We start from the raw sequence: 21262 nt of genomic DNA, 5'->3' as shown, positions 1-21262 counted from the left end.
TTTTTGTTTTCCGAGGCTTACCGCTCGCTTTCCACGGGGCGAGCGCCGAGCCGCTTCGTCGCTACGCTCCTGCAGGGTCTCGGACTTTCTCGCATCTCCCGTAGGAGTCGAGCGGACGCCTCTCCAACCCAACTTATTATTTGCTTTCAAATAAATAAAACCTCATTTAATTTGGAGAACTAGACTTTTTCAGTGCCCTCCATCAGTAGGATGGAGTCCCCTACTGATGGAAGTTTGCCTTTATTGTTAAACATGTCTTTTTTCAATGAGTTGTATGCCGATTCCCAACATAATCGTTCCCATTAAACAAAGAACTCCTGCTGGTATGGCGATTTCAATCCAAGATGTCTTTTCAAGAATGCCTTTTTTTAATAGCTCCATCCCATAAGTAATCGGAATAAATTTTGATAAAAGAATCATTACTTTGGATGTGACAATTTCGATTGGCCAATAAGCTCCTCCAAGCATAGCAAAACTAACCGACACCAATGGAATAACAGCATTGAACTGACTTGCTGTTTTCACTAAGCCTGTAAGAAGAATCGTTAATGCCACAATAGAAAATAAATAGGGAATGATTAATACATATACCAAATAAAAATGTCCATTAAAATCAATATTTAATCCATATCTAAAGAGAAGAAAGATCATTATTATTTGTACATATCCTACTAAAAAGCTGAATAATAAATGTCCAAAATATATTTGAGCTTTCGATGTAGAGGATAGGATAAAGCGATCCCATATGCCGTTTTGCTTATCTCTCAATATTTCTACAACCGTAAAAGAGACAGTATAGATGCAGAAAAATAAAGTAAACCCAAATAACGACTGCAAGGACTGACTGTAATTATTCTCCTTTTCTGTTAGCGCTTGTTCCTTTGATACAGGAATGATTGGATTTTCCTTATTATTAGCCATAACTATCTCTGCTTCTTGTTTATTCGCTGCTCCATTTATCAGCGCTTGTTCCTTTAGCATATTAGTATAATAGGTATGAAGATAATTTTGGACCATTAATGCATTAGAAGTTTCGGCGATGCGCAAAATCGTATAAGTGTCTTGGCTTAATGAAACTCCTATATCTGTTTTTCCTTTATCCAACTGTTCCTCCACTTCTTCTTTTGAATAGGGAACAAACGAAAAACTCTCACTTTTATTTAATGCTTTTACAATGTCCAGTACTTTTTCCGACTGATCTGTAAAAATTGGCACCTGTACCTTTGTAAAGGAAGAGATACCGACTAAATAGGCAAATAGGATACATATCAGAGTGGTTACTATAAAGGCGCCTGGACTTCTCAAAAATTGCTTACATTTCCCCCATAATACAGCCTTCATCGAATCCCCCCTTTTTTCCTCAAGATAATGGCACTAATCAAGAACAATGTAACAGAAAATAGAAGGATAGCCTTAATCTGTCCCCATAAATCTGGCAGTGAATAGCCTTGATACACCTTTAAATAAGCAGTAATGGCAGCTCCTCCTGGAGAATATTCTCCTAACGTCTCCATAAACCCACCAATTGCACTTACATCAAAAAAGCTCCCTCCAATAAAGGCGATGATAGGCACTATTAAGGAAGATAAAATCCTTTCCACATTTGGCGAATTGGTAGCAAAGGAAATAGCGGTTGCAAATGTTGCAAATGTTGCTGCCATTACATTTATTGTCAAAGTAACCACTAAATGATTTAGCATACTAGGAAAAACAATACCGTAAATAGTAGCTGTTAAACTAAATAGAATAGTCAGCTGTAAAAAGGACAAAATAAATGCTGCGAAAAATATTCCTAAAAAAAATATAAATTTCGGAACATTTGCGAGAAGTATTCGCTCATACATCAGCTCTTCCTTTTGCTGATATGCGAAACCTGCTACTGTTGTAGAAATATAGAATACAAACATGACACACATTCCCACTCCATAGTAAGCAAATGCACTAATATCTTTTTTCTTTTCAAAATTTTTAATTTGTTCATCTGTTTTGATTTTTATTAACGCTGCATATTCGAGTTGAAGCTCTTCGGCAGTTTTTATATATACCCACTCTTTTTGATAACTATCGATAATATCCTGGATAATGGTTACCTGAAGGGATTGCTTCTCCTTTGTCATTAGTGTCCAAGCAGGAATATCTGTTTCTTCCTTTAACAAATTCGCATAAAATTCAGCAGTAAATCCTTCTGGAATAACTAGCACACCATCAAAATCCTTTTCCTTTACCTTTGTCCGGTCACTAAATTCGGTAATGGATAAAATATTCTTTAACTCTGGATTTCCACCGACTTCTTTAATAAATATTTCAATTGGTTGGAGTGATTGAATAAGTGCTATCTTCTCTCTCTTCTCCTGTTCACTTCTATTTGATTGGTTCACTATATCTATTGCTTTTTGCTGCCCTTTGTTTGCTTCATCCTCCACTACAACAGCAAGCTTTGCATGCACTTCCACTTCGCCGTTATTATCCAATGCCCCTAACGCACTTCCAAGTATGGTAATAAGCACAAAAGGCATGAGTAATAAAACAATAAGCTCCCTCGGTCTTCTCCAAATCATCAATAACTCTTTCTTTATCATTTGCAAGAGCATATTATACCTCCTAATCTCTTAACTGACGGCCAGTTAGATGCAAGAAAACATCTTCTAATGTCGGCGTCTCAATATTTACAGAGAGTACAGTTGTCTTCTGCTCTTCGGCAATTCGCAAAATATCTTTTAACAAATTTACTTGTCTTGGTACGATTACTGTAATGAAAGATTGCTGAATAGAGATGTTTTTAATATTTTCATGTTGACGCAGTGCTTCTGTAAATTCGTGTTTTATCATTTCTACCTTAATATTTATCGCAGTTTCTGCAGAAAGAATGTTTTTAATCTCCTCGTTTGTTCCGGAAGCAATAATCTCCCCATGATCCATAATGTATATCCGATTACATAGAAATTCTACTTCTTCCATATAGTGACTCGTATAAAGCACCGTTATTTGTCTCTCTTGATTTAGTCTTTTAACGGTTTCTAATATATAATTTCTTGATTGTGGGTCAATACCGACAGTTGGTTCATCCATAATGATGATTTCTGGTTCATGTATGAGAGCTACGCCAATGTTTAATCTCCTTTTCATTCCTCCTGAAAAAGTTTTAACTAAGTCCTTTTCTCGTTCTTTTAAACCGATGATATCGAGAACTTCATCCACTCTCTTTTGTAAAATTTTTTTTGGGATCCGGTGCATTTTTCCGAAGAACAGAAGATTTTCCCGTGCAGACAGATCCATATAAACAGCAATTTCCTGTGGAACGACTCCAAGTATTTTTCGTAACTTCTGGGGTGTTTTTAGGATGCTTTCATTATTAAGTCGCACATCTCCATCATCAGGGGAAATTAAAGAGGATATCATGGAAATAGTCGTAGATTTTCCCGCACCATTCGGTCCAAGTAAACCAACTATTTCTCCTTTCTCTAAATATAAATTAACGGAATTCACCACTTGCTTCTGTTTATAAGCTTTAGATAGATTCATTATCTCTAACAACACACATCATCCTTTCTATATACAGAATAATGAAAAAAAACAGCGATTCCTATACCTAATGGTCATTTCTTTGCAAAAATAAAATGACTCTAGTCATCAAAGCATATTTTCCATAAAAAAGGGTAAAACAAATAGGAAAGAAGCCGTTGGAAAGGAGCTGAAGAATTTGGGCATTTTAGTCCTAGTCATCTTAATTGCTTTAAACGCTTTCTTTGCCGCAGCAGAAATTGCGCTCATTTCCTTGAATGACAATAAAATTAAACATATGGCGGATACAGGTCATAAGAAAGCTAAAATAGTTTATAATCTCCTATCAGAGCCTAGTAAATTTTTAGCTACCATCCAAATCGGGATTACGCTAGCTGGCTTTCTCGCCAGTGCCTTTGCAGCTGACAGTTTCTCTGGCCACTTAACAGATTTACTTTTAACAATGGGAATCCCCCTCTCTCAGGGACTGCTTGATTCTATTTCAGTCATTATTATTACTCTACTGCTATCCTATTTCACCCTTGTCTTTGGTGAATTAGTTCCAAAACGAGTTGCTTTGCGAAAAGCAGAAGGAATTGCTATGTTCGCTGCAAGCCCATTAACGATACTTTCGAAAATAACAGCTCCTTTTGTCGCTTTTTTAACCTTCTCTACCAACATGGTTGCTCGTTTATTTGGAGTTAGACCAGATGATGAGGACGAAGAAGTAACAGAAGAAGATATAAAAATGATGATTGATGTTGGAAATGAAAAAGGTAATATTGACGAAGATGAACGAATGATGATTCATAATATTTTTGAATTTGATAATAAAAATGTCACTGATATTATGACCCATCGTTCCAATATGGTAGCAATCCCTTCCGATTACACATTAAAGGAGATAATAGCTCTTGTAAATCATGAAATGTATACTCGCTATCCTGTGTATGAAGAAAATATCGACAATATTATCGGCATTCTTCATTCTAAAGATCTTTTAGCCTATATGGGGAAAGAAAATGACGCTTTTAAATTGCATGATATTATTCGCAAGCCCCATTTCGTATTGGAATCGAAGCGAACAGATGAATTATTTATACAGATGCAAAAAAACAACATCCTTTTTGCCATTGTCGTCGATGAATATGGAGGAACGGATGGAATTGTTACAATGGAGGATCTAATTGAGGAAATCGTTGGAAATATTTTTGATGAATACGATGAACCGAAGCCTCCTGAGATAAAAATTATCGGCGAACATACCTATCTGCTCCAAGGAACGATTAGTTTAGATGATGTTCAGGAGTTGTTAAAAATCACCTTGCCGGTAGAAATTTATGATACATTAAGTGGGTTTCTAATAAGCAAGATTGGTTATATTCCAAATGAGCAGGAAAAACTCACTGTTACGTTCAAAAACTTTGAATTTCAGGTAGAAGAGATTGTAGATCGCCGAATTAGTAAAGTGAAAGTAACAAAAATACTAGAAACGGAATCTCCGTTAAAACAATCGTAAAAAAAAGCGTGTCTGTAATCACCATAGCATTTGGTTGAATACTGGACACGCCTTTTGTTTGTTTGGCTTTGCATCCACTATTAAATATAATCATTTCTCACTGCATAGATTGCTAATTGGGTTCGATCTCTTAATTCTAACTTAGCTAAAATTTGGGTAATATGATTTTTTATAGTTCCAACAGATAATAATAATTCGCTGGAAATTTCTTTATTGGTTTTTCCTTGTCCAATCTTTTTCACAATATCTATTTCTCGCTTCGTCAAAGGAATGTTGTGGTTGTGGCTAAAAGCCTTCTCCTGAATAGCTTCTTTCTTTAAAAGCTTAGGCATTAATTTAGCGGCAACTTGGTCATGTATCGAGATGCCACCTGATAAACAGCTCTTTATGCTATTTACTAAACTAACGCTATCTGTCGTCTTAAGGAGGAACCCATTTGCTCCTTCTTGAAATGCCTGTATGGCATATTCCTCATCGTTAAAGGTAGTCAGAATAAGTATTTTAATATGTGGATATTGCTGGCGAATTCGTTTCGTTGCTTCCATTCCATCCATAATTGGCATGCGGATATCCATAAGGATAATATCTACTATTGTTTTTTCTAATAAAGACAATACTTCTTTCCCATTTTCTGCTTCCGCAACAACGTGGATTTCTTCGTCTTGCTCAATGATCATCTTTAATCCATTTCTGACTATTGCTTGATCCTCCGCAATTAACACATGAATCATTTTTCTCCCCTCCCAACAGGAATATTTCCTTGCAGGATAAATTCTCCATCTAATTGAAGAACCTCTAATTTCCCTTGTCCCTCCTCTATTCTTTTTGTCATGTTGTCTAAGCCAAACCCATAATGAAATGGATGCTTATGAATATATGGATTTCTAATCTCAAAAGTTAGATTTCCAATCGGAGATACACCTAGCGTAATATGTACGGCCTTTGAACTTCCATATTTCATGGCATTTGTTATTCCTTCCTGTATGGAACGATAAAGAACAGCATTTTGCTTATTGCTTAGATTGACTAGTAGTACTCCTTGCTTTGTTGTAAAATGGACGTGAATATTGTTTTCACTTTCCAATTTTTTTATAAGTGCAATAATAGAAGCAATTCCACCAGATTCCCCCACTTGTAATAGTCGAACCGCCTTCCTTGTTTCTTCTAAGCATTCTTCTGTCATATCCTTCAGAATCCTATATTGTTCTTTATTCTCTTTAATCGAATATTGTTCGATTTGCATCATTAATGCTGTTAGCTTATGACCAACGGAATCATGCATTTCTCTAGCAATGAGATTCCGTTCTTCCACTCTTGCCGCATGTTCATTATGATAGGATTGTCTTTTTTGTATACGATAATCGTTTAATAAAGATTCATATGTATCTCTGATTTGTAGATAATCTTTATCTAGCTCGTTTAAACGAATGAGTAAATAGGAGATTAACAGAAAAAGAGTGATCCAAATAAAAGGGAAATAGGATGATATAATAATTCCTATTGCACTATTTATCAAAAACAATGAGCAAATTATTATACGAAAAAAATTTGTTGATACGTATCTACCCACTTCCATCGTAAAATAAAGCATTAATAGGAAGAGATAGCCATGTAGCTCAACTTCTGTTACAAGCAGCGTTATATCAAGAAGAATCAAAATGAATAAAAAAGGAATGCTTTTTCTTTTAAAAACAGGTACAAGAAAATAAAATCCAAGAATAATAGCGAAAAGAAATAATAGCATAGCGAAATTCCATGCATCTGTTCTAAAGGCTTGATATAAAGCTCCTATACAAAGGAGTAAAAGTATTCCAATGTTCATGGTAAGTACCTTCATGTATTGCCTCCATTTCTCCCAATACTTTTTAACGCTGAGCAGAATTAATTCTTTTGAAAAAAGGCTTGTAGAAATAATTCTTCTACAAGCCTTCAGACTCTAAAGATTAAATACTATATCCTATTACCAACACGAGAATAAAGGAAATAACCAATAAAATCCACAGTGTTTTCGTATTTTCTCCTTTTTTTGTGCGAATAAGAACCATTTCAAGCATCCCAATCACCCAAATGCCGACTAGCATTTTTATTGTGTGCATGAAATCCATGCCTGTTTTTGCAAGCAAGCCAATTCCCGAACCAATAATCAGAATGTATACGACACGCAATACCATATGGAGGATTTTACTTCCCTTTTCTTTTCCAGCTTTATGTAAACCGAATGATATGGCAAATAGAACTAGTCCAATAATCCATGTCAGTACATGAGCATCTGTAGAACTCATATATCTCCCTCCTTTTCTCCATCATTTTAACACATATCGTAACCTTCCTTCTATTCGCGAAACATCATACGTCCTTTATTACTTTATTAAAAAGGGTGCCGATTCCTTCAACAGCAATTTCAATCGAATCCCCACCCTTTAAAAAACGTGGCGGATTAAAGCCTTTCCCCACTCCAGCAGGTGTTCCAGTTGCAATAATATCACCTGGCTCTAAAGTCATTCCTTTAGACAATACATGAATTACCTCTTCGATTGGAAAGATAAAATGCTTGGTATTCGACTTCTGTCTAATTTCACCATTGACCATTGTCGTAATATTTAATTCATTCGGATTCGGAATGCTGTCCTTTGTCACAATCCATGGACCCATCGGTGCACTTGTATCAAGGCTTTTTCCGATGAAAAATTGTTTATGTTTCTTCTGCAAATCTCTTGCAGTGATATCATTCAATATCGTATAGCCAAATATATAGTCCAATGCCTCCTCCTTCTTAATTCCTTTCCCTCTTTTTCCAATCACAACAGCAAGTTCACCCTCGTAATCAAGTTGTTCCGTTACTTCCCTATGCTCCAGAATGTTATCCGTATGTCCAATAATAGTTGTAGGAGCTTTCGTAAAGACCATTACATGCTCTGGAATATCCTCTTTACTTCCCATTTCAATTGCATGTTCCACATAATTTTTTCCTACGCAAAAGATATTTTTCCTTGGTCTAGGAATAGGTGCTAGAAACTTCACTTTTTCCAGTGGGATATAATAACTAGCATGGTCATTTTGTTCTTCTACCCAATGAATTAACTCCTTCACATTGACCAAAAAGCCTTCTTGTTCTATGCATGTAACAAGGTCTTCCACATATGATCGTTTTCCCGTACGCTTCTCTTCTACATCATTTAAGGGCAATATCCCCGCTTCTTCTACTAATCCTATAAATACTTTGTCATCAAATCCAACCGTTGCAATCTTCATTTCTTTCCTCCCTTTTTTTCAAACATGTAAGAAAATTATAAACTTTCTTTATTAATTTTCCAAATAAAAAAAGATTTGTTCAAATAGAAGCAAAGTGAGCTTATCAACAGATAAAAAGAAATGAAAGGCTCTTTATAGAACTTCCCTTCCTTCTTGCTGTATTTCTTGTCATAGTACAACCATTCATAAGAATAAAGTAGTTAGGAGAAGAATTTATCTGTATAGGTGAATCACCTATTTTGCGGAGTTCCATAGTATGTATAAGAATATTGTATAAAGGATGTTGAATATGCCAGCAATTGTTGGAGTAGCTCAAGTTATTTCAGTGGGAGGTAGTTCTATTTTTAATATTGGGGATGTATACAAAATGATGCCTATCTCTAATGCGAAAACATTTTCTGGATCTGGCTCTTTTAATACAGGTGATGGATTAAGGGTTACTAACTATCGCAGTTCTACTAATACGTATGATAACGATGGACTGGATCAGCCAATCGCAGCAAATGCGTAAGTAGACTAAAGGGTGATGTGTAATGAATTATTTTATCCAACAATCGATAGTCATAAACACCATTAAAATTGGAGGTATTTCCAACTCCTCTGTATTACAAATAGGAAGTGCAGGTATTATTAAACCTGCTTCGTATTTATATAATACAGGCGGATTCACAGAATCAGCTCCTGAACTAAAACCAGATGAACCTGGTCCTAACGTAGCAGATGAGGAAACACTTTTCTCGCCTGCAGTTCCCTTGCAGTCTCCTCGAAAATAGGTATTAAGGAAAAAAGGGGGGATAGAAATGTCTTATGATTTTTACCAATATAGTGAAAAAATGAGCCATTATTTACAGCTGCTTGAAAAAAGAATAAAGGATTTAGAAAAACAAGTAGCCACCCTGACCAATGAGATTACAACAATAAAAGAAAAACCAAGTGTTCATATTGAACGAATTGACTACAGTTTTGATCAATTAAAAGTGGAGACACTAGAAGGTACACTAAATATTGGACTCAATCCAGAAGATTTAAGCAATATTGAAGAGCTAGCTATTAATCCGAATTCACCCATTAATCAACCACATGCTCCTTTCTATCCACCCATTGATCCAAAGCAAATGATGAATCGGTCCATGGATATTGAAGAAGAAATGAATCAATATATTCAATTAGAACTGCCAGACATCATTCGAAAGAAGCAAATAGAACTAAATATGCCGGAAGAGGAATCATATATCTCTTTTATACAAGAGGATATTATCAAGCAAATGCCAACCAGAATCCAATATTATTTACAGCAAGGTTCTAATCGTAAACAAAAGGAAGGCAAATTAACCAATGAAGATATTATCCAAGCCTTAAAGGAAGAAATGGAAAATGGAGTCCATTTATTTTTAAGCCATATACCAGATAACATGAAAGGAAGTGGAAAAGAATGAATTTTCAAGTATATAACCGAGAGCTTCAAGTTGGAAATATAAATATCATCGGTGTTGCAAGCTCCTCTATTTGCTTGGTTGGCGACGCCCAAACCATTCAATTAGCTTCTACATTCGATACACCAGCAGAATCATTAATAATCGGTCCATTTGTTCCACTGCATCCAAAAATTTAGCCATGTTACAGCGTACATCTGTTGTCGATAAAATGAATGTCAATACTGTATCCTTTTCTTCTATTGTAGAGGTCGGTGACGCTATTTACCATCAAGCCGTTTCACGAGCTATAGCTGTTCAAAGGCAGAAGGAGCTCTTTTATGGAAAGGAAGGGGCTTATGAAGACTATGCTGTCTTTAAAGAACCAATTCCATTAACCCCTATAATAGAAAACGTAGAATGCCATTTTGAAAATATGAAACCCATTATTAAAGTTCATCATATAGATATTACAGGAATATCTTCCTGCTCTTTATTGCAAATTGGCAATTGTCGACATATGTATGCAGAAGCACGGATTAAGCATATTCGTCAAATCGAGCAAACTATTGCGTCAGAGGTTGGAAATAATTTAATCCAATTAAATGAACCTAGCCAATTAGGTGTTCCAACCTCCCAAAGTCCTGTTACTGTTACTGGTACAGATAATACTGGGTCGCCATTTTCAGATGTGGAGCAAGAACAATAAAGGGATGGCTCAATAAGAAGGGCTTCCTCCCTTAATAAGAATAAGCTATGTAACAAGGAGGTAAAAAAATGCCTGCAATCGTAGGTCCAGTACAAATTGTTAACGTAGGGGAAGGAATTGTCCAATTTGGGGATTCATTGTTTATTTCTCCTAAAGGAAATTCTAAAGCAACCTTAGGCTCAGGTACCTCCAATACTGGAGCTTTTATCATTACAAACAATGGCTTGAATGCAAGTAACTATGTGGACACTAGTTTACTAGATCAACCTGTTGTTGCCAATAACTAACATAATATTCATTCCGTTCTATAGATAGTTATTTTTATCTTGCAAGGAGGATAGAATCATGCCTGCTATAATAGGTCCAATTCAAATTGTCAATACAGAAGCAGGAATTGTTCAGTTTGGAGATTCTCTATTTATCTCTCCTAAAGACAATTCAAAATCAACAATAGGTTCAGGCACTGGGAATAGCGGTGCATTTGTTATTACCAATAATGCAGTCAATTCCAGCAACTATACAGATAGTAGTGGCGTTGATCAGCCAATAGCCGATAATAACTGAACGAAAAGAGGCATCACGCAGAAGTTTTTTGCGGGATGCCTTTTGTTCTCCACTATTTATATTAAAATGTTTTTTATACCTTTAACACATGTCCACCATCAAAGAAAAACAAATATTTCTCTTCTATTTTTCGCTTTAAGATTTTTTCTAATGCTTCTGTATATAGCTCCATTTGTATTTTATACCGTGATTCTAGGATTGGCTTAGCCTCTTCATATCCACCTTTATACCGGGCTGTTATCGTGTCTGTTTTATAATCAAGCAACACCGTGCCTAACTCATCTTCAAAGAATACATCAATAATCCCCTGTACAAGAACTGGCTCTTCTTCTCCCGACCAGTCTGCATATACTCGACTTGCTGGATAGGCAATATTAAACGGAATTTCACGTACAAGCTTTGGTGCTTGCTTCATTCTTTTTCCTAGAGAGGACTGGAAAAAAGATAGGATAGAGGAAATATCAATTACTTCCACTTGCTCACTTGTTAATAATTCTTTTCTAACCATCTCTTCTAATAATTGCTTCAGACTAGCTTCTGTAACCTCCGCTTTTACATCTACATGCTGCATAACCATATGCATTGCGGTTCCAATTTCTGCTGGACTTAATTTTTTTTCCTGCATAAACCTTGGTCGATTCCACACGGTTTGCTTCCACGCCTTTACTAGCTCTGTTCCACTTTGAGCATCTCGCAGTTCCCCTTGGCGTTTTAATTCAGAAACAGACTGCTTGGAGCGATGTGACGTACTTTCTTCTGAAGAATACGACCATGCAAATGTTTCTTTTATTGCTTCCTTGTAAACAGAAGAACTTTCTATTTTTTTCCCCTCTACTATTTTATTTAACCATTCCTCATCCTTTACCTCTTCCTCAACGGATCGGGTTAAAAGCTCTTCTTTTTGCAATACTTTCACTTCCCAATTGGATGGATGGGAAGAAATTTCGTCTTTTTCACTCCAGCTTTCTAAATGAATCCATGTATTGTCCCGATGTCTGACTAACGCCGGTCCAATCCAATCTAAATAAGACTTAGCTTGTGCACGATCAAATTCATTTAAAAGCCAATTCGAATGTCCTGCAATCTGTGACCATTTTTGTTTTGCCTTTTCTATATCTTTTACAGCACCTATTAAAATCAGCTTTTCCTTTGCTCGAGTTAAAGCAACATATAATACGCGCATTTCTTCTGCAAGGAGCTCCATTTTTTTCTTTTTGGAAAACGCTATTTGAGGAAGAGATGGGTAGGATATACGCTTTTTCGCATCAATATATTTCGTAGCAAAGCCTAAATCCTTATCAAGTAAAAAGTTTTTTCTTAAATCCATCGTATTGAAATTGCGCCCCATACCTGCCATAAACACAAAAGGGAATTCCAAGCCTTTACTGCTATGAATGGTCATAATTCGAATAACATCTTCTTGTTCCGTTAAGGCTCTTGCAGCACCTAAATCATTTCCTCGATCTCTCATTCTCTCCACGAAGCGAAGGAAGCGGAACAACCCACGAAACGACGTCTCTTCATATTGACGAGCTCTATCATAAAGTGCACGCAAATTAGCCTGACGCTGATTTCCTGCTGGTAAGCCCCCAACAAAATCATAAAAATACGTTTCACGATACAGCTTCCAAATCAGCTCCGATAAAGCTCCTCTTCTTGCCTCCGAACGCCACTCAGCCAATTTATCAAAAAACGGTCTGATTTTTTCATATAGTTCTTCTTCTTTCATCCTGTTCATATGGATATACACCTGAATAGCTTCATAAAAAGCTCCTTGCTTTTTCGCAATTCGCAATTTACTTAACTCCTCTTCTGATAACCCAACAATCGGGGAGCGAAGAACCGATGCAAGAGGAATATCTTGGTATGGATTATCAATAACCTTTAGTAAAGACATCATGATATCCACTTCTGTTGATTCAAAATAACCGGTTGTTAAATTAGCATATGTCGGTATATTATACTGCTTTAATTCTTCCATAATTTGCGGAGCCCATGTCATGGACCGTAATAAAATGACCATATCCTTATAACGAATTGGTCGGTATGCTTTTTGTTTTGCATCATATACCTCTTGGTTTGTTTCCAACAATTCTTTAACCTTTTCAGCAATAACTCTTGCCTCCAATTGTGATTGCTCTAGTTCTGCTGCATCTATACCTGTTGTCTCTCCATCTATTTCACTATCTTCACTAGAATCAGCACTTTGATTTACTAATGCAATTTCAATCGGATAAGAATTTTCTTCTGGATAACTCGCACCTAGCTTTAATTCAGCACTTTCATCGTATTCAATTTCGCCTACCTTTACTCCCATAATTTGCTTAAAGAGAAAGTTCGTTCCTTCTAATACTTCTTTTCTACTTCGAAAGTTTTTTGCTAAATCAATTTTAAAGCCAGCATCCTCCCGCTCTTGAAAGCGAAGATATTTGGCTAAAAATAAGTTTGGTTCCGCTAATCGAAACCGATAGATACTTTGTTTTACGTCCCCGACCATAAAAAGATTTCCTTCCGATTCTCTATCCTTTGTCACTAGTTTTAGAATAGATTCCTGAACTAAATTCACGTCCTGGTATTCATCTATAAGGACTTCTTTAAATTGAGCTCGATAAAATAATGCAGCTTCTGATGGAATTAGTTCATTTTCTTCTGGACGACTTAAAATGGATAGACAATAATGCTCTAAATCAGCAAAGTCGACTAATCCTTTATCCATTTTTATTTGCTGAAATCTTTCTCCAAAGGCTTCCACTAGATAAACAAGTGTCTCCACGTGTGGCTTCATCTCCGCCATATCCTTTAAAAAGCTTTGCGGCTTTCTTGTAAAAAGATCACCTTGCATTTCTTGCAATATTTTTTTGGCACGCTCTCTAATTCTTTGCCCCTCTTCTACTAGTGAAGGATCATAGTCGTCTCCTTTACAAGGCTTTGCTCGTGAAAATTTCAATTTCTGCATTGCCTCATATAAAGTTTCCCAAGATTGAGCCTTTGCTTTTTCAAGAATGGAAACCAATTCCAAATCCTCTAGAAAATTGCTTGCACGTGGTGCTGGCCCTCCCGGAAGCTTCGTCAATTCATAGCCATATTCAAGTAGCTTCCTTACTCCTTCTAATTGCAGTTCCACATCATCGATTAAATGCTTCACAAATGGTAATTCCATGATATCTGCATCTTCTCCGATAGCATACATCTTGATTAAAGACTGTAAATAAGCAGAAGGAAATGGATTAGAACGAGAAAAATCATATATTTCTTGAATCATTCGCTGCAAAGCATCATCACTGCGATCATTTGTAAAGGCATCAACTAAATCAAAAAATGCTACATTATTTTCCTTCCCATATTCCTCTTCAAATAGATCTTCTAAACATTCATCTCTTAATAATTGTCCTTCTGTTTCATCTGCAATTCTAAATCCTGGATCTAAATCAATAACATAATAATATTTTCGAATGACTTCTAAACAGAAAGAATGAATTGTCGAGATATGAGCTTTATTTAAAAGCGCCAATTGTCTTTTTAAATGCTGAGATGTTGGATTCGCATTAATTTCCTTTTCTAATACTTCTCCAATCCGGTGCTTCATTTCAGCTGCAGACGCATTCGTAAACGTAACAACAAGCAATTCATCGACATTTATCGGCTGATCGGATACAATTTTCCGAATCATCCTTTCTACTAAAACAGCTGTTTTTCCAGATCCTGCTGCAGCAGCAACTAAAATGTCCTGCCCACTAGACATAATCGCCTTCCATTGATCATCTGTCCAGGTTACATCTGCTGGCTTGTCCGGTATGCTAATCTCTTTCATTCCTGTTAGCCTCCTCTCGGATTAATTGCAGCACTTCATCCTTTGAATAGGCTGGCAATTGTCTATATTGGTTTGTTTCTAATGCTTCATCAAATTGGCAAACAGATTTAAACGAACAGAAAGTACAAGGCTTTTTCTCATTTAAGCGATACGGTTCAATGCCTACTTCCCCACTAATAATTTTGTTTCCTGAATCCCTATATTTATGGCGAACAAACTTTTGCATTTCACTAAAGTCTTCTTTTGTTGCGACTTTAGAAGCTTTTGTTAGAGTTCCATCTGTCTTAAAACCTGCTGGCACAATTGGAGAACTCCCTTTTTCTAACGTTTCATCCATTAGCTGAATAACTCGCTCTTCTCCAAGCATTAGCCCATTCATTTTAAATTTCTTCAATAATTCTTCTTCGATTTCATCTAATGTTAATATTTTCTTACTAGAAATCATCGGATTGTGTACATGAAAATATAATACTCCTGCTGGGCTCGCTTCCTTATCTACTAATATTGTACTGTTTGTAATAATTAAATCTAAATAAGTAAGCATCTGTAAAGATAGTCCATAATATACTTCATTCATATTTAATTCTTGGCTACTTGATTTATAGTCGATGACTCTTAAATATACTTCTTCTCCAACAACCGCTTTATCGACACGATCGATTCTTCCAATCAAATCCATATTTGAACCGTTTTTTAACGGAAAAGAAATGGATGGAAGCTTTCCTTTTGGACCAAATTCTAGTTCTAAATCAATTGGTGAGAAGCCACTATGCTTAGCATGTTCGCTTAAAATAAGGGAAGCCCTACTGATGATTTGCTCTAACTTTCTTTTTATATAATGATGTCTATTTGTGCTAAGCAATATTTCATTTTGCAATTTAGGTGCGAGCATATCTACGGCATCCTTTGCAAGCCGCTCACATTGCTCTCTCGTTAAACTAGACCACATTAACTCCTTATTCATCACTGTTTCGGCTATATATTTCAAGGCAGCATGAAATAAATCACCGATTGCCGGTGCCTCTAAGCGATATACTTGTCGTTCTCGGAGCTTTAATCCATGTGTCGCAAAATGTGAAAATGGACAAGCATGAAATAATTCCATCCTAGAGACACTTGCCGAAATAGTATCTCCATATAATTCACTGCTTGTTTGTTCTGATAATTTTTCTGTTTGATTTTGATACGTTAAACTAGAGAACACCTTTTTGGCAGGTTCTCTCCAATTTGTATTCTCTATATATTCATTGTAAACATCCCACCAGAAATCATAGATAGGATATTCTCTTTTCTTTAAATAAAGCTGTCCTGTTAAATAAGATAAGGTCGTTTGAAAATGGACCACATAATCCAGCTGCCCTTCTTCTGACAGCTCTTTTGGATCTGACATAAAGAAGAGAGTAGTGGCATTAGGAAATAAATCTCTCATTCTTTTGATATAAGTAGATGCCAAAATAGATTTCCCTTCATCATTTGCTAACGGATAGGTTAAGTAAAGACAATCAGATGGCGTAGTAAATGCTTTGTATGCAAGAAATTCTTCATCTAACAGTCTCGTTTTACTTGTAGGAGCTAGCTTCATTCCTTTTTGTTGCAAAGCTTCTCTATCCGTGTCTGCAAGTATTCCTTCATCCTGAAATCTCGATGGAAAAACACCTTCGTTTAGACCGATAACAAACGCTACTTTTATATCATTTAACCGAGACTGCTCTATATCGGCGATTAAAACCTGATCCAGGGCTGGAGGAACGAGGGAGAATTTCAATGTATCTAAACCGGCATTCACAACTGTTGCAAATTGCTTCGTTGAAAATTCCTCTTCTCCTAGTATTTCTACAAATTGATCAAGCATTTCCACTATGCTATTCCATGCTTGATCATGTTCTCCAGCTTTTACTAGCTCTCCTTTTTCCTCTAACTCATTCTTCCAGTATTCCATTTTCAGCGGTACTTCAAGTTCTTCTAAAAATAGATATAAAGCTTCACATTTAGCGCGTCCTGTTTTCCCTCTTTTCAAACGGTTTTGAAGGCGAATTAACGGCGCAGTTAAAGACAAACGCAGTTCATTTAATTCTTGCTCGAATTCTTTTTCTGCATCTGTCTGAACTCCTTGCTCCCATTCTAATCCTTGGATTCTTCTATATTTCCAACGCTCTTTGGAAGTCCACTTATTTCCTTTTATTCCATAAGCAAGACAATAATTTTCAAGTCTATCTACCTTTTCTCGAATATTATTTTTGCGTTCATGGAGTGGGAAAAGTAACTCCGTTTTTATAGAACGAAATACAGGCTCATAACGCCAATTTGTTTCAAAAATTTCTAAAGAAGAACGAATCAGTTCTACTAAAGGATGATCATGCATTCTGCTTTTCTGATCAATAAATATTGGAATATGATAGTCTCTAAAAACCGTTTCAATAATATTTTGATACGTAGCCAAATTACGAGAAAGTAAACTTATCTCCCGATAACGGTAGTGCTTATCTCTAACAAGCTTGACAATTTCCCGCGCAATCCCTTCTATTTCTGCGCGTGGATTAATGCTTTCCGCAAATTTGATTGTTGTTTCTTCTGTATAAGCTTGAACTGGTCTGCTGTCAAAATGAGTTTCTATATGCATTAACGACGGATGGCTATCTTTTTTATATTCCGTAAACTCTACAATATCAACTTCAACTCCTACTTGCTTGGCCATGGAGTGAATGGTTTGAAAGGATTCTGTCGACATTCGAAATAAGCTTAAGTCATCATGTTGTGAAAATGAAGGATCTAATGTATTGGTAATTGTTACCCTTTCACAAAGGTGCATTAACTGTTGAATAATCAAATATTCTTGAGGAGTAAAGCTATAAAAACCATCGATATAAATTTCCGCACTTTTCAAATAGGAGGATTCACTCATCTTTTCCGCAAGTAAACGAAAATAATCCTCTCCATCGATGTATTTACCGATCAATCTTTGTTCAAATTGCTCATATATTAGTTCAAGATCACTGATTTTATCCATTAATGCCTTTGCTGATTCCTGGTTGTCCTCTATTTGTTCTTTTGTTGTTAGCAGTTCTTCAGGAGTAACCGTGTATCTCCTAAATTCGGTGACTAGTTGTTCAACCTGCTCTATAAATCCATTTTTATCGGCTACCTTTTTAAAAAGAGTTAGCTTATTTTTATTTTCTTCAATAATCTTGCGTATGAGCATATTAACACCAATACTATTTATATGGTAGCGACTAATTCCACCAGTCTCTTGCAATATTCTCCAAGCAAGACGAGTAAAACTATACACTTGTGCCCGAAACATTCCTTGAACCTCAGATCCGGATAGTAATCGCTGATCGGATAAAAAGGTCATCTGATCTGGGACAATATAAATAACAGGATTGCCTTCCGGATTTGCGGCAAGCTTTGCTTGGATCTCTTCTATACAAAACGTTGTTTTTCCAGTACCAGATCGACCTGCTAATAAGCGAACAGTCATCCAATCCCTCCCCTTTTTTTCTCTATCACCATAATACTTTATATGTATATAACATCATATCATAGAAACACATGTTTCCATAGAAAAGCGACACTGGATATTTTTCTCATCCTCAACTTAAACGATACTACTCGAATAGTCGTGAAGAAATGAGAAATAGGGAAAAGCTTTATTACTCCTCGTGTGCTGATATCTCCTGACTTTATACCAATCAAAACAACATAAAGAAAAAGAACTCAAACTTGAGTTCTCCTTTATCCATCCTTCTAAAAGGTAAATTGAATTTCATTAAATGGCCAATAACGCAAGCTAACTTTTCCAACTACTTGATCAATGGAAATGAATCCGAAATGGCGACTATCCCAACTTCCTAATCGATTATCCCCTAATACAAATAATTTCCCTTTTGGAACAGTAGCCTCCCCGGTTATTTCTTTTAACGTAAAATTCCCCGTTAGCCTTCCGGATGAAACTTGTTTACGATAATCATTTAGAAATGGCTCCTCATACTTTTTCCCATTTATAAATAGATGGTCATCTCTATATTCTACTCTATCTCCAGGGATGCCAATTACTCGTTTCACATAATCATCATTTTCATTTGCATGAAAAACAATAATATCAAAGTGATCAAAATCAGTCATTTTATAACCAACTTTATTAACAACTAATTTGTTTCCGTCCTGTAATGTAGGCATCATCGATTCACCTTCCACTACATAATTGGAGAAGAAAAAAGCACGAATTATAACAAAGATGATAATCCCGATTGCAAATGCCTTTAACCATTCTATGCTTTCTTTCTTTATAGCTTCTTTCAACCTCTATCTCCTCCAAACAAATTTTGCAGACCATCTTTTCTAATGGCTTCTCTCTTTCTCTTCCATTCCCGCATTATTCATTTTTATCTCGATTCGTTTCCCAATAGCCCAAAGAATAAAGATAGCTATCCCAACAGGTATTGTACGTAATGGCTGCGCAATCATTGATTTCAAGTCATATCCAATAAAGCTAATCGTACTAATCATGACTAGTTTACCTGCTATAACGGCAAGCACATATTGGCTCGTACTAATTCTCGATAAACCAGCCACTATATTTACAAGTGCAGAAGGTGTAAACGGAAAACATAGCATTAAGAACAACGGACCAAATCCATGTCGCTCAATCCAGATTATTGGTTTCTGCACCTTTTTATGTTTTCTTAAAAAGCTCAGCAGTCTTTTTTTCCCATACTTTCGGATTATCGAGAATACTAGCAATGCACCTAAGATTGTTCCAGCCCATGAGTATAAAAATCCCAGCCAAAATCCAAAAGCATTTACATTAGCCATAATAAAAACAAAAAGCGGCAAAAAAGGGATAAACGCCTCAATCATTGGCAATAAAACCCCTGGCAACGGTCCGAACGAGCGATAACTGTCAATTAAGTCCATTATATTTTCAAGCGTAAACCATTCTTTAATTAAGTTCATATCCATGAGCAAAACCCCTTGTATAACAACTTACGCATCTTTTCGTATTTGTATTCTTTTAACTATGGCGTTTTTGATGAATCCACTTAAAACACAAGTGGACTTCATACCATTTCCCTTCTATTAGAACCTTTTGTTGCTATAGCATTTATTAGCAAACAATCTACTTAACTATTCTAGTTTAATTCTTTATTCTTTCTAAAATATAAAGAATATGTTAAAGAAATTTCAATTTATTGTGCCAAAAATTCTTTTATTGCTGTTTTATTCGCTTCTAAATCGACAGATAAGACAGCAGCTCCATTTACTCGCATATCTTGGAAACTTCCATCTACTGGAACTCTTAGCGACTCTACCTCATGATTTTTTGAAGTCAATAATTCCTTCCCAATAAACAGCATATCCCCTGTTTCCATACTCGTATTAATGTAAGGCATTATTACCCCTGCTAGTTTTGGCAGCTTAGCAAACGTCTGTACAGCAGAAACTTGATCAGCAAGTGCTTGCAATGTTTTTTGTTGTCTTGCCACCCTTCCGAAATCAGATTCTGCATCATGTCGGAAACGCACATAGCCTAGTAACTGCTTGCCATTTAAATGTTGCAATCCTGGCTCCAACGTTACGCCTATATTTTCAGACATTTGTTTCTCTACATTGATTTCCACACCATCTGGAAATACTTCATCAACTACAGCTTCAAATCCTTCAAAATTAATAATCGCATAATATTGCAAATCTATATCAAAATTTTGTTTGATTGTTTGCCTTAAAAGCTCAGGACCTCCGAGAGTATAGGCAGTATTAATCCTCCCTTGACTATATCCAGGTATATCCACATACATATCTCTCATGAGTGATATTAGTTTATATGTACCATTATCAGGATGATATTGGGCTACCATTATGGTATCTGTTCTAGACTGATTTTCCCCTTTACGCTGGTCACTTCCAAGCAAAAGGATATTCGTTCCACCATTACTATCCTTTTCCCCATTAAATTCGTATTTAACCTCGTCTACTCCAATCTTCCCTAACGACTGTTTTTCTCCTTGCTTAAATTGAATAATACTGTATATACCGACAAATAATATAAATAGAATCAGGAATAGAAAGAAAACCCTCCCTTTACGTAATTTCCTTCTTTTCTTTCCTTTTCTATATTCCGCTCTCCCCATTTCAGTAATCCTTTCCATATTAAAGTTCTTTTTTATTTTTTATGACTCATTATTACTATCAAGTGTAACCTTTGTACAAAAATATAGACCTTCTTCTCCATGTAAATCCTGTTTGCTATTGAACTCTTTCATTTCTTAATGGTTAGCTTTCTTTTTACTATCATAACAAAAAAAGTTCTTTTCTACATTTTTTTCTTGCTTAAAATTACATTACAGGATAGAATTATACTTTTTCTATTTATATACACTTACTTATACTTCGGTATTTTATAAGTTAATCTTAAAAATGGAAGACCCATTTTGCTTCAGATTATATAGGCAAAAATAATAATTTTGCGCATAAAAAAAGGCGCCAGATGGCACCCT

At 35.9% G+C, this 21262-nt stretch carries 20 protein-coding genes; 8 read left to right on the top strand and 12 right to left on the bottom strand.

Features of this window, described 5'->3' with window-relative positions:
* Window positions 1–246: 246 nt before the first annotated feature.
* Genes ACWNMZ_RS07085 through ACWNMZ_RS07075 form a run of 3 tightly spaced genes read right to left on the bottom strand, consistent with a single transcriptional unit; the run spans window position 247 to window position 3534 of the window.
* Window positions 247–1341 carry an ABC transporter permease gene (locus tag ACWNMZ_RS07085; protein WP_349204122.1) on the bottom strand — a complete coding sequence of 365 codons (1095 nt, stop codon included), beginning with the start codon at window positions 1339–1341 and terminating at the stop codon, window positions 247–249.
* The gene (locus ACWNMZ_RS07080) at window positions 1338–2591 is read right to left on the bottom strand and encodes an ABC transporter permease (protein WP_349204123.1); all 1254 of its coding nucleotides are present in this window, start codon (window positions 2589–2591) and stop codon (window positions 1338–1340) included. Before ACWNMZ_RS07080 ends, ACWNMZ_RS07085 begins: the two co-directional genes overlap by 4 nt.
* A gap of 10 nt (window positions 2592–2601) precedes the next feature.
* The gene (locus ACWNMZ_RS07075) at window positions 2602–3534 is read right to left on the bottom strand and encodes an ABC transporter ATP-binding protein (RefSeq protein ID WP_349204124.1); all 933 of its coding nucleotides are present in this window, start codon (window positions 3532–3534) and stop codon (window positions 2602–2604) included.
* Window positions 3535–3700: 166 nt separating this feature from the next.
* On the opposite strand from ACWNMZ_RS07075, the gene ACWNMZ_RS07070 reads away from it, so the two are divergent.
* Window positions 3701–5020: a hemolysin family protein gene (locus ACWNMZ_RS07070; protein ID WP_235251547.1), complete on the top strand. Its 1320-nt coding sequence runs from the start codon at window positions 3701–3703 to the stop codon at window positions 5018–5020.
* A gap of 80 nt (window positions 5021–5100) precedes the next feature.
* Here ACWNMZ_RS07070 and ACWNMZ_RS07065 read toward each other — a convergent pair whose 3' ends face one another.
* The 4 genes from ACWNMZ_RS07065 to ACWNMZ_RS07050 all read right to left on the bottom strand — a co-directional run bounded on the left by ACWNMZ_RS07065 (window position 5101) and on the right by ACWNMZ_RS07050 (window position 8272).
* Window positions 5101–5751, bottom strand: a complete 651-nt coding sequence (locus ACWNMZ_RS07065) for a response regulator transcription factor (protein WP_031536627.1) — start codon at window positions 5749–5751, stop codon at window positions 5101–5103.
* Entirely contained in the window at window positions 5748–6857 is a 1110-nt protein-coding gene (locus ACWNMZ_RS07060; protein ID WP_449598474.1) for a sensor histidine kinase, read from the bottom strand. The genes ACWNMZ_RS07065 and ACWNMZ_RS07060 overlap by 4 nt, the downstream gene beginning before the upstream one ends.
* A gap of 106 nt (window positions 6858–6963) precedes the next feature.
* Window positions 6964–7302: a YisL family protein gene (locus ACWNMZ_RS07055; RefSeq protein WP_031536629.1), complete on the bottom strand. Its 339-nt coding sequence runs from the start codon at window positions 7300–7302 to the stop codon at window positions 6964–6966.
* Between the two features lie 64 nt (window positions 7303–7366).
* Window positions 7367–8272, bottom strand: a complete 906-nt coding sequence (locus tag ACWNMZ_RS07050) for a fumarylacetoacetate hydrolase family protein (RefSeq protein ID WP_441994260.1) — start codon at window positions 8270–8272, stop codon at window positions 7367–7369.
* Window positions 8273–8561: 289 nt separating this feature from the next.
* Between ACWNMZ_RS07050 and ACWNMZ_RS07045 the strand changes: the two genes are divergently transcribed.
* The 7 genes from ACWNMZ_RS07045 (at window position 8562) to ACWNMZ_RS07015 (ending at window position 10957) form a co-directional block, all read left to right on the top strand.
* Window positions 8562–8783: a spore germination protein gene (locus ACWNMZ_RS07045; RefSeq protein WP_031536631.1), complete on the top strand. Its 222-nt coding sequence runs from the start codon at window positions 8562–8564 to the stop codon at window positions 8781–8783.
* Between the two features lie 22 nt (window positions 8784–8805).
* A complete protein-coding gene (locus ACWNMZ_RS07040; RefSeq protein WP_031536632.1) occupies window positions 8806–9045 on the top strand; it encodes a spore germination protein GerPB in 240 nt (79 codons plus the stop codon).
* A gap of 27 nt (window positions 9046–9072) precedes the next feature.
* Window positions 9073–9708, top strand: a complete 636-nt coding sequence (gene gerPC, locus ACWNMZ_RS07035; protein WP_031536633.1) for a spore germination protein GerPC — start codon at window positions 9073–9075, stop codon at window positions 9706–9708.
* Window positions 9705–9884, top strand: coding sequence for a hypothetical protein (locus tag ACWNMZ_RS07030; RefSeq protein ID WP_016202027.1), 180 nt, complete (start codon window positions 9705–9707; stop codon window positions 9882–9884). The genes gerPC and ACWNMZ_RS07030 overlap by 4 nt, the downstream gene beginning before the upstream one ends.
* Before the next feature lie 2 nt (window positions 9885–9886).
* Window positions 9887–10393 carry a spore germination protein GerPE gene (locus ACWNMZ_RS07025; RefSeq protein WP_449598470.1) on the top strand — a complete coding sequence of 169 codons (507 nt, stop codon included), beginning with the start codon at window positions 9887–9889 and terminating at the stop codon, window positions 10391–10393.
* A gap of 68 nt (window positions 10394–10461) precedes the next feature.
* Window positions 10462–10680 carry a spore germination protein gene (locus tag ACWNMZ_RS07020; RefSeq protein ID WP_235251552.1) on the top strand — a complete coding sequence of 73 codons (219 nt, stop codon included), beginning with the start codon at window positions 10462–10464 and terminating at the stop codon, window positions 10678–10680.
* A 58-nt stretch (window positions 10681–10738) separates the two neighbouring features.
* A complete protein-coding gene (locus tag ACWNMZ_RS07015; RefSeq protein WP_251628962.1) occupies window positions 10739–10957 on the top strand; it encodes a spore germination protein in 219 nt (72 codons plus the stop codon).
* Window positions 10958–11030: 73 nt separating this feature from the next.
* On the opposite strand, the gene addA is transcribed toward ACWNMZ_RS07015, so the two are convergent.
* The 5 genes from addA to ACWNMZ_RS06990 all read right to left on the bottom strand — a co-directional run bounded on the left by addA (window position 11031) and on the right by ACWNMZ_RS06990 (window position 20914).
* Entirely contained in the window at window positions 11031–14768 is a 3738-nt protein-coding gene (addA, locus tag ACWNMZ_RS07010; RefSeq protein ID WP_449598467.1) for a helicase-exonuclease AddAB subunit AddA, read from the bottom strand.
* Window positions 14755–18246, bottom strand: coding sequence for a helicase-exonuclease AddAB subunit AddB (gene addB, locus ACWNMZ_RS07005; RefSeq protein WP_031536639.1), 3492 nt, complete (start codon window positions 18244–18246; stop codon window positions 14755–14757). Before addB ends, addA begins: the two co-directional genes overlap by 14 nt.
* 266 nt (window positions 18247–18512) lie before the next feature.
* Complete coding sequence (gene lepB / locus ACWNMZ_RS07000) at window positions 18513–19067, bottom strand: signal peptidase I (protein WP_449598465.1); 555 nt, start codon at window positions 19065–19067, stop codon at window positions 18513–18515.
* 39 nt (window positions 19068–19106) lie between these two features.
* Entirely contained in the window at window positions 19107–19727 is a 621-nt protein-coding gene (locus tag ACWNMZ_RS06995; protein ID WP_449598463.1) for a TVP38/TMEM64 family protein, read from the bottom strand.
* Between the two features lie 227 nt (window positions 19728–19954).
* Window positions 19955–20914: an LCP family protein gene (locus ACWNMZ_RS06990; protein ID WP_449598461.1), complete on the bottom strand. Its 960-nt coding sequence runs from the start codon at window positions 20912–20914 to the stop codon at window positions 19955–19957.
* Window positions 20915–21262: the final 348 nt, after the last annotated feature.

The sequence above is a fragment of the Niallia sp. Marseille-Q9988 genome (assembly GCF_976954375.1).
Note: the sequence above shows the minus strand (reverse complement) of the source record. Positions and strands in the feature narration are given on the sequence as shown.

Bases quoted from the DNA above. Each gene is read 5' to 3' on its own strand.
- ACWNMZ_RS07085 (WP_349204122.1), bottom strand. From the start codon at position 1,341: ATGAAGGCTGTATTATGGGGGAAATGTAAGCAATTTTTGAGAAGTCCA.
- ACWNMZ_RS07080 (WP_349204123.1), bottom strand. From the start codon at position 2,591: ATGCTCTTGCAAATGATAAAGAAAGAGTTATTGATGATTTGGAGAAGA.
- ACWNMZ_RS07065 (WP_031536627.1), bottom strand. From the start codon at position 5,751: ATGATTCATGTGTTAATTGCGGAGGATCAAGCAATAGTCAGAAATGGA.
- ACWNMZ_RS07060 (WP_449598474.1), bottom strand. From the start codon at position 6,857: ATGAAGGTACTTACCATGAACATTGGAATACTTTTACTCCTTTGTATA.
- ACWNMZ_RS07055 (WP_031536629.1), bottom strand. From the start codon at position 7,302: ATGAGTTCTACAGATGCTCATGTACTGACATGGATTATTGGACTAGTT.
- ACWNMZ_RS07050 (WP_441994260.1), bottom strand. From the start codon at position 8,272: ATGAAGATTGCAACGGTTGGATTTGATGACAAAGTATTTATAGGATTA.
- ACWNMZ_RS07045 (WP_031536631.1), top strand. From the start codon at position 8,562: ATGCCAGCAATTGTTGGAGTAGCTCAAGTTATTTCAGTGGGAGGTAGT.
- ACWNMZ_RS07040 (WP_031536632.1), top strand. From the start codon at position 8,806: ATGAATTATTTTATCCAACAATCGATAGTCATAAACACCATTAAAATT.
- gerPC (WP_031536633.1), top strand. From the start codon at position 9,073: ATGTCTTATGATTTTTACCAATATAGTGAAAAAATGAGCCATTATTTA.
- ACWNMZ_RS07030 (WP_016202027.1), top strand. From the start codon at position 9,705: ATGAATTTTCAAGTATATAACCGAGAGCTTCAAGTTGGAAATATAAAT.
- ACWNMZ_RS07025 (WP_449598470.1), top strand. From the start codon at position 9,887: ATGTTACAGCGTACATCTGTTGTCGATAAAATGAATGTCAATACTGTA.
- ACWNMZ_RS07020 (WP_235251552.1), top strand. From the start codon at position 10,462: ATGCCTGCAATCGTAGGTCCAGTACAAATTGTTAACGTAGGGGAAGGA.
- ACWNMZ_RS07015 (WP_251628962.1), top strand. From the start codon at position 10,739: ATGCCTGCTATAATAGGTCCAATTCAAATTGTCAATACAGAAGCAGGA.
- addA (WP_449598467.1), bottom strand. From the start codon at position 14,768: ATGAAAGAGATTAGCATACCGGACAAGCCAGCAGATGTAACCTGGACA.
- addB (WP_031536639.1), bottom strand. From the start codon at position 18,246: ATGACTGTTCGCTTATTAGCAGGTCGATCTGGTACTGGAAAAACAACG.
- ACWNMZ_RS06995 (WP_449598463.1), bottom strand. From the start codon at position 19,727: ATGGATATGAACTTAATTAAAGAATGGTTTACGCTTGAAAATATAATG.
- ACWNMZ_RS06990 (WP_449598461.1), bottom strand. From the start codon at position 20,914: ATGGAAAGGATTACTGAAATGGGGAGAGCGGAATATAGAAAAGGAAAG.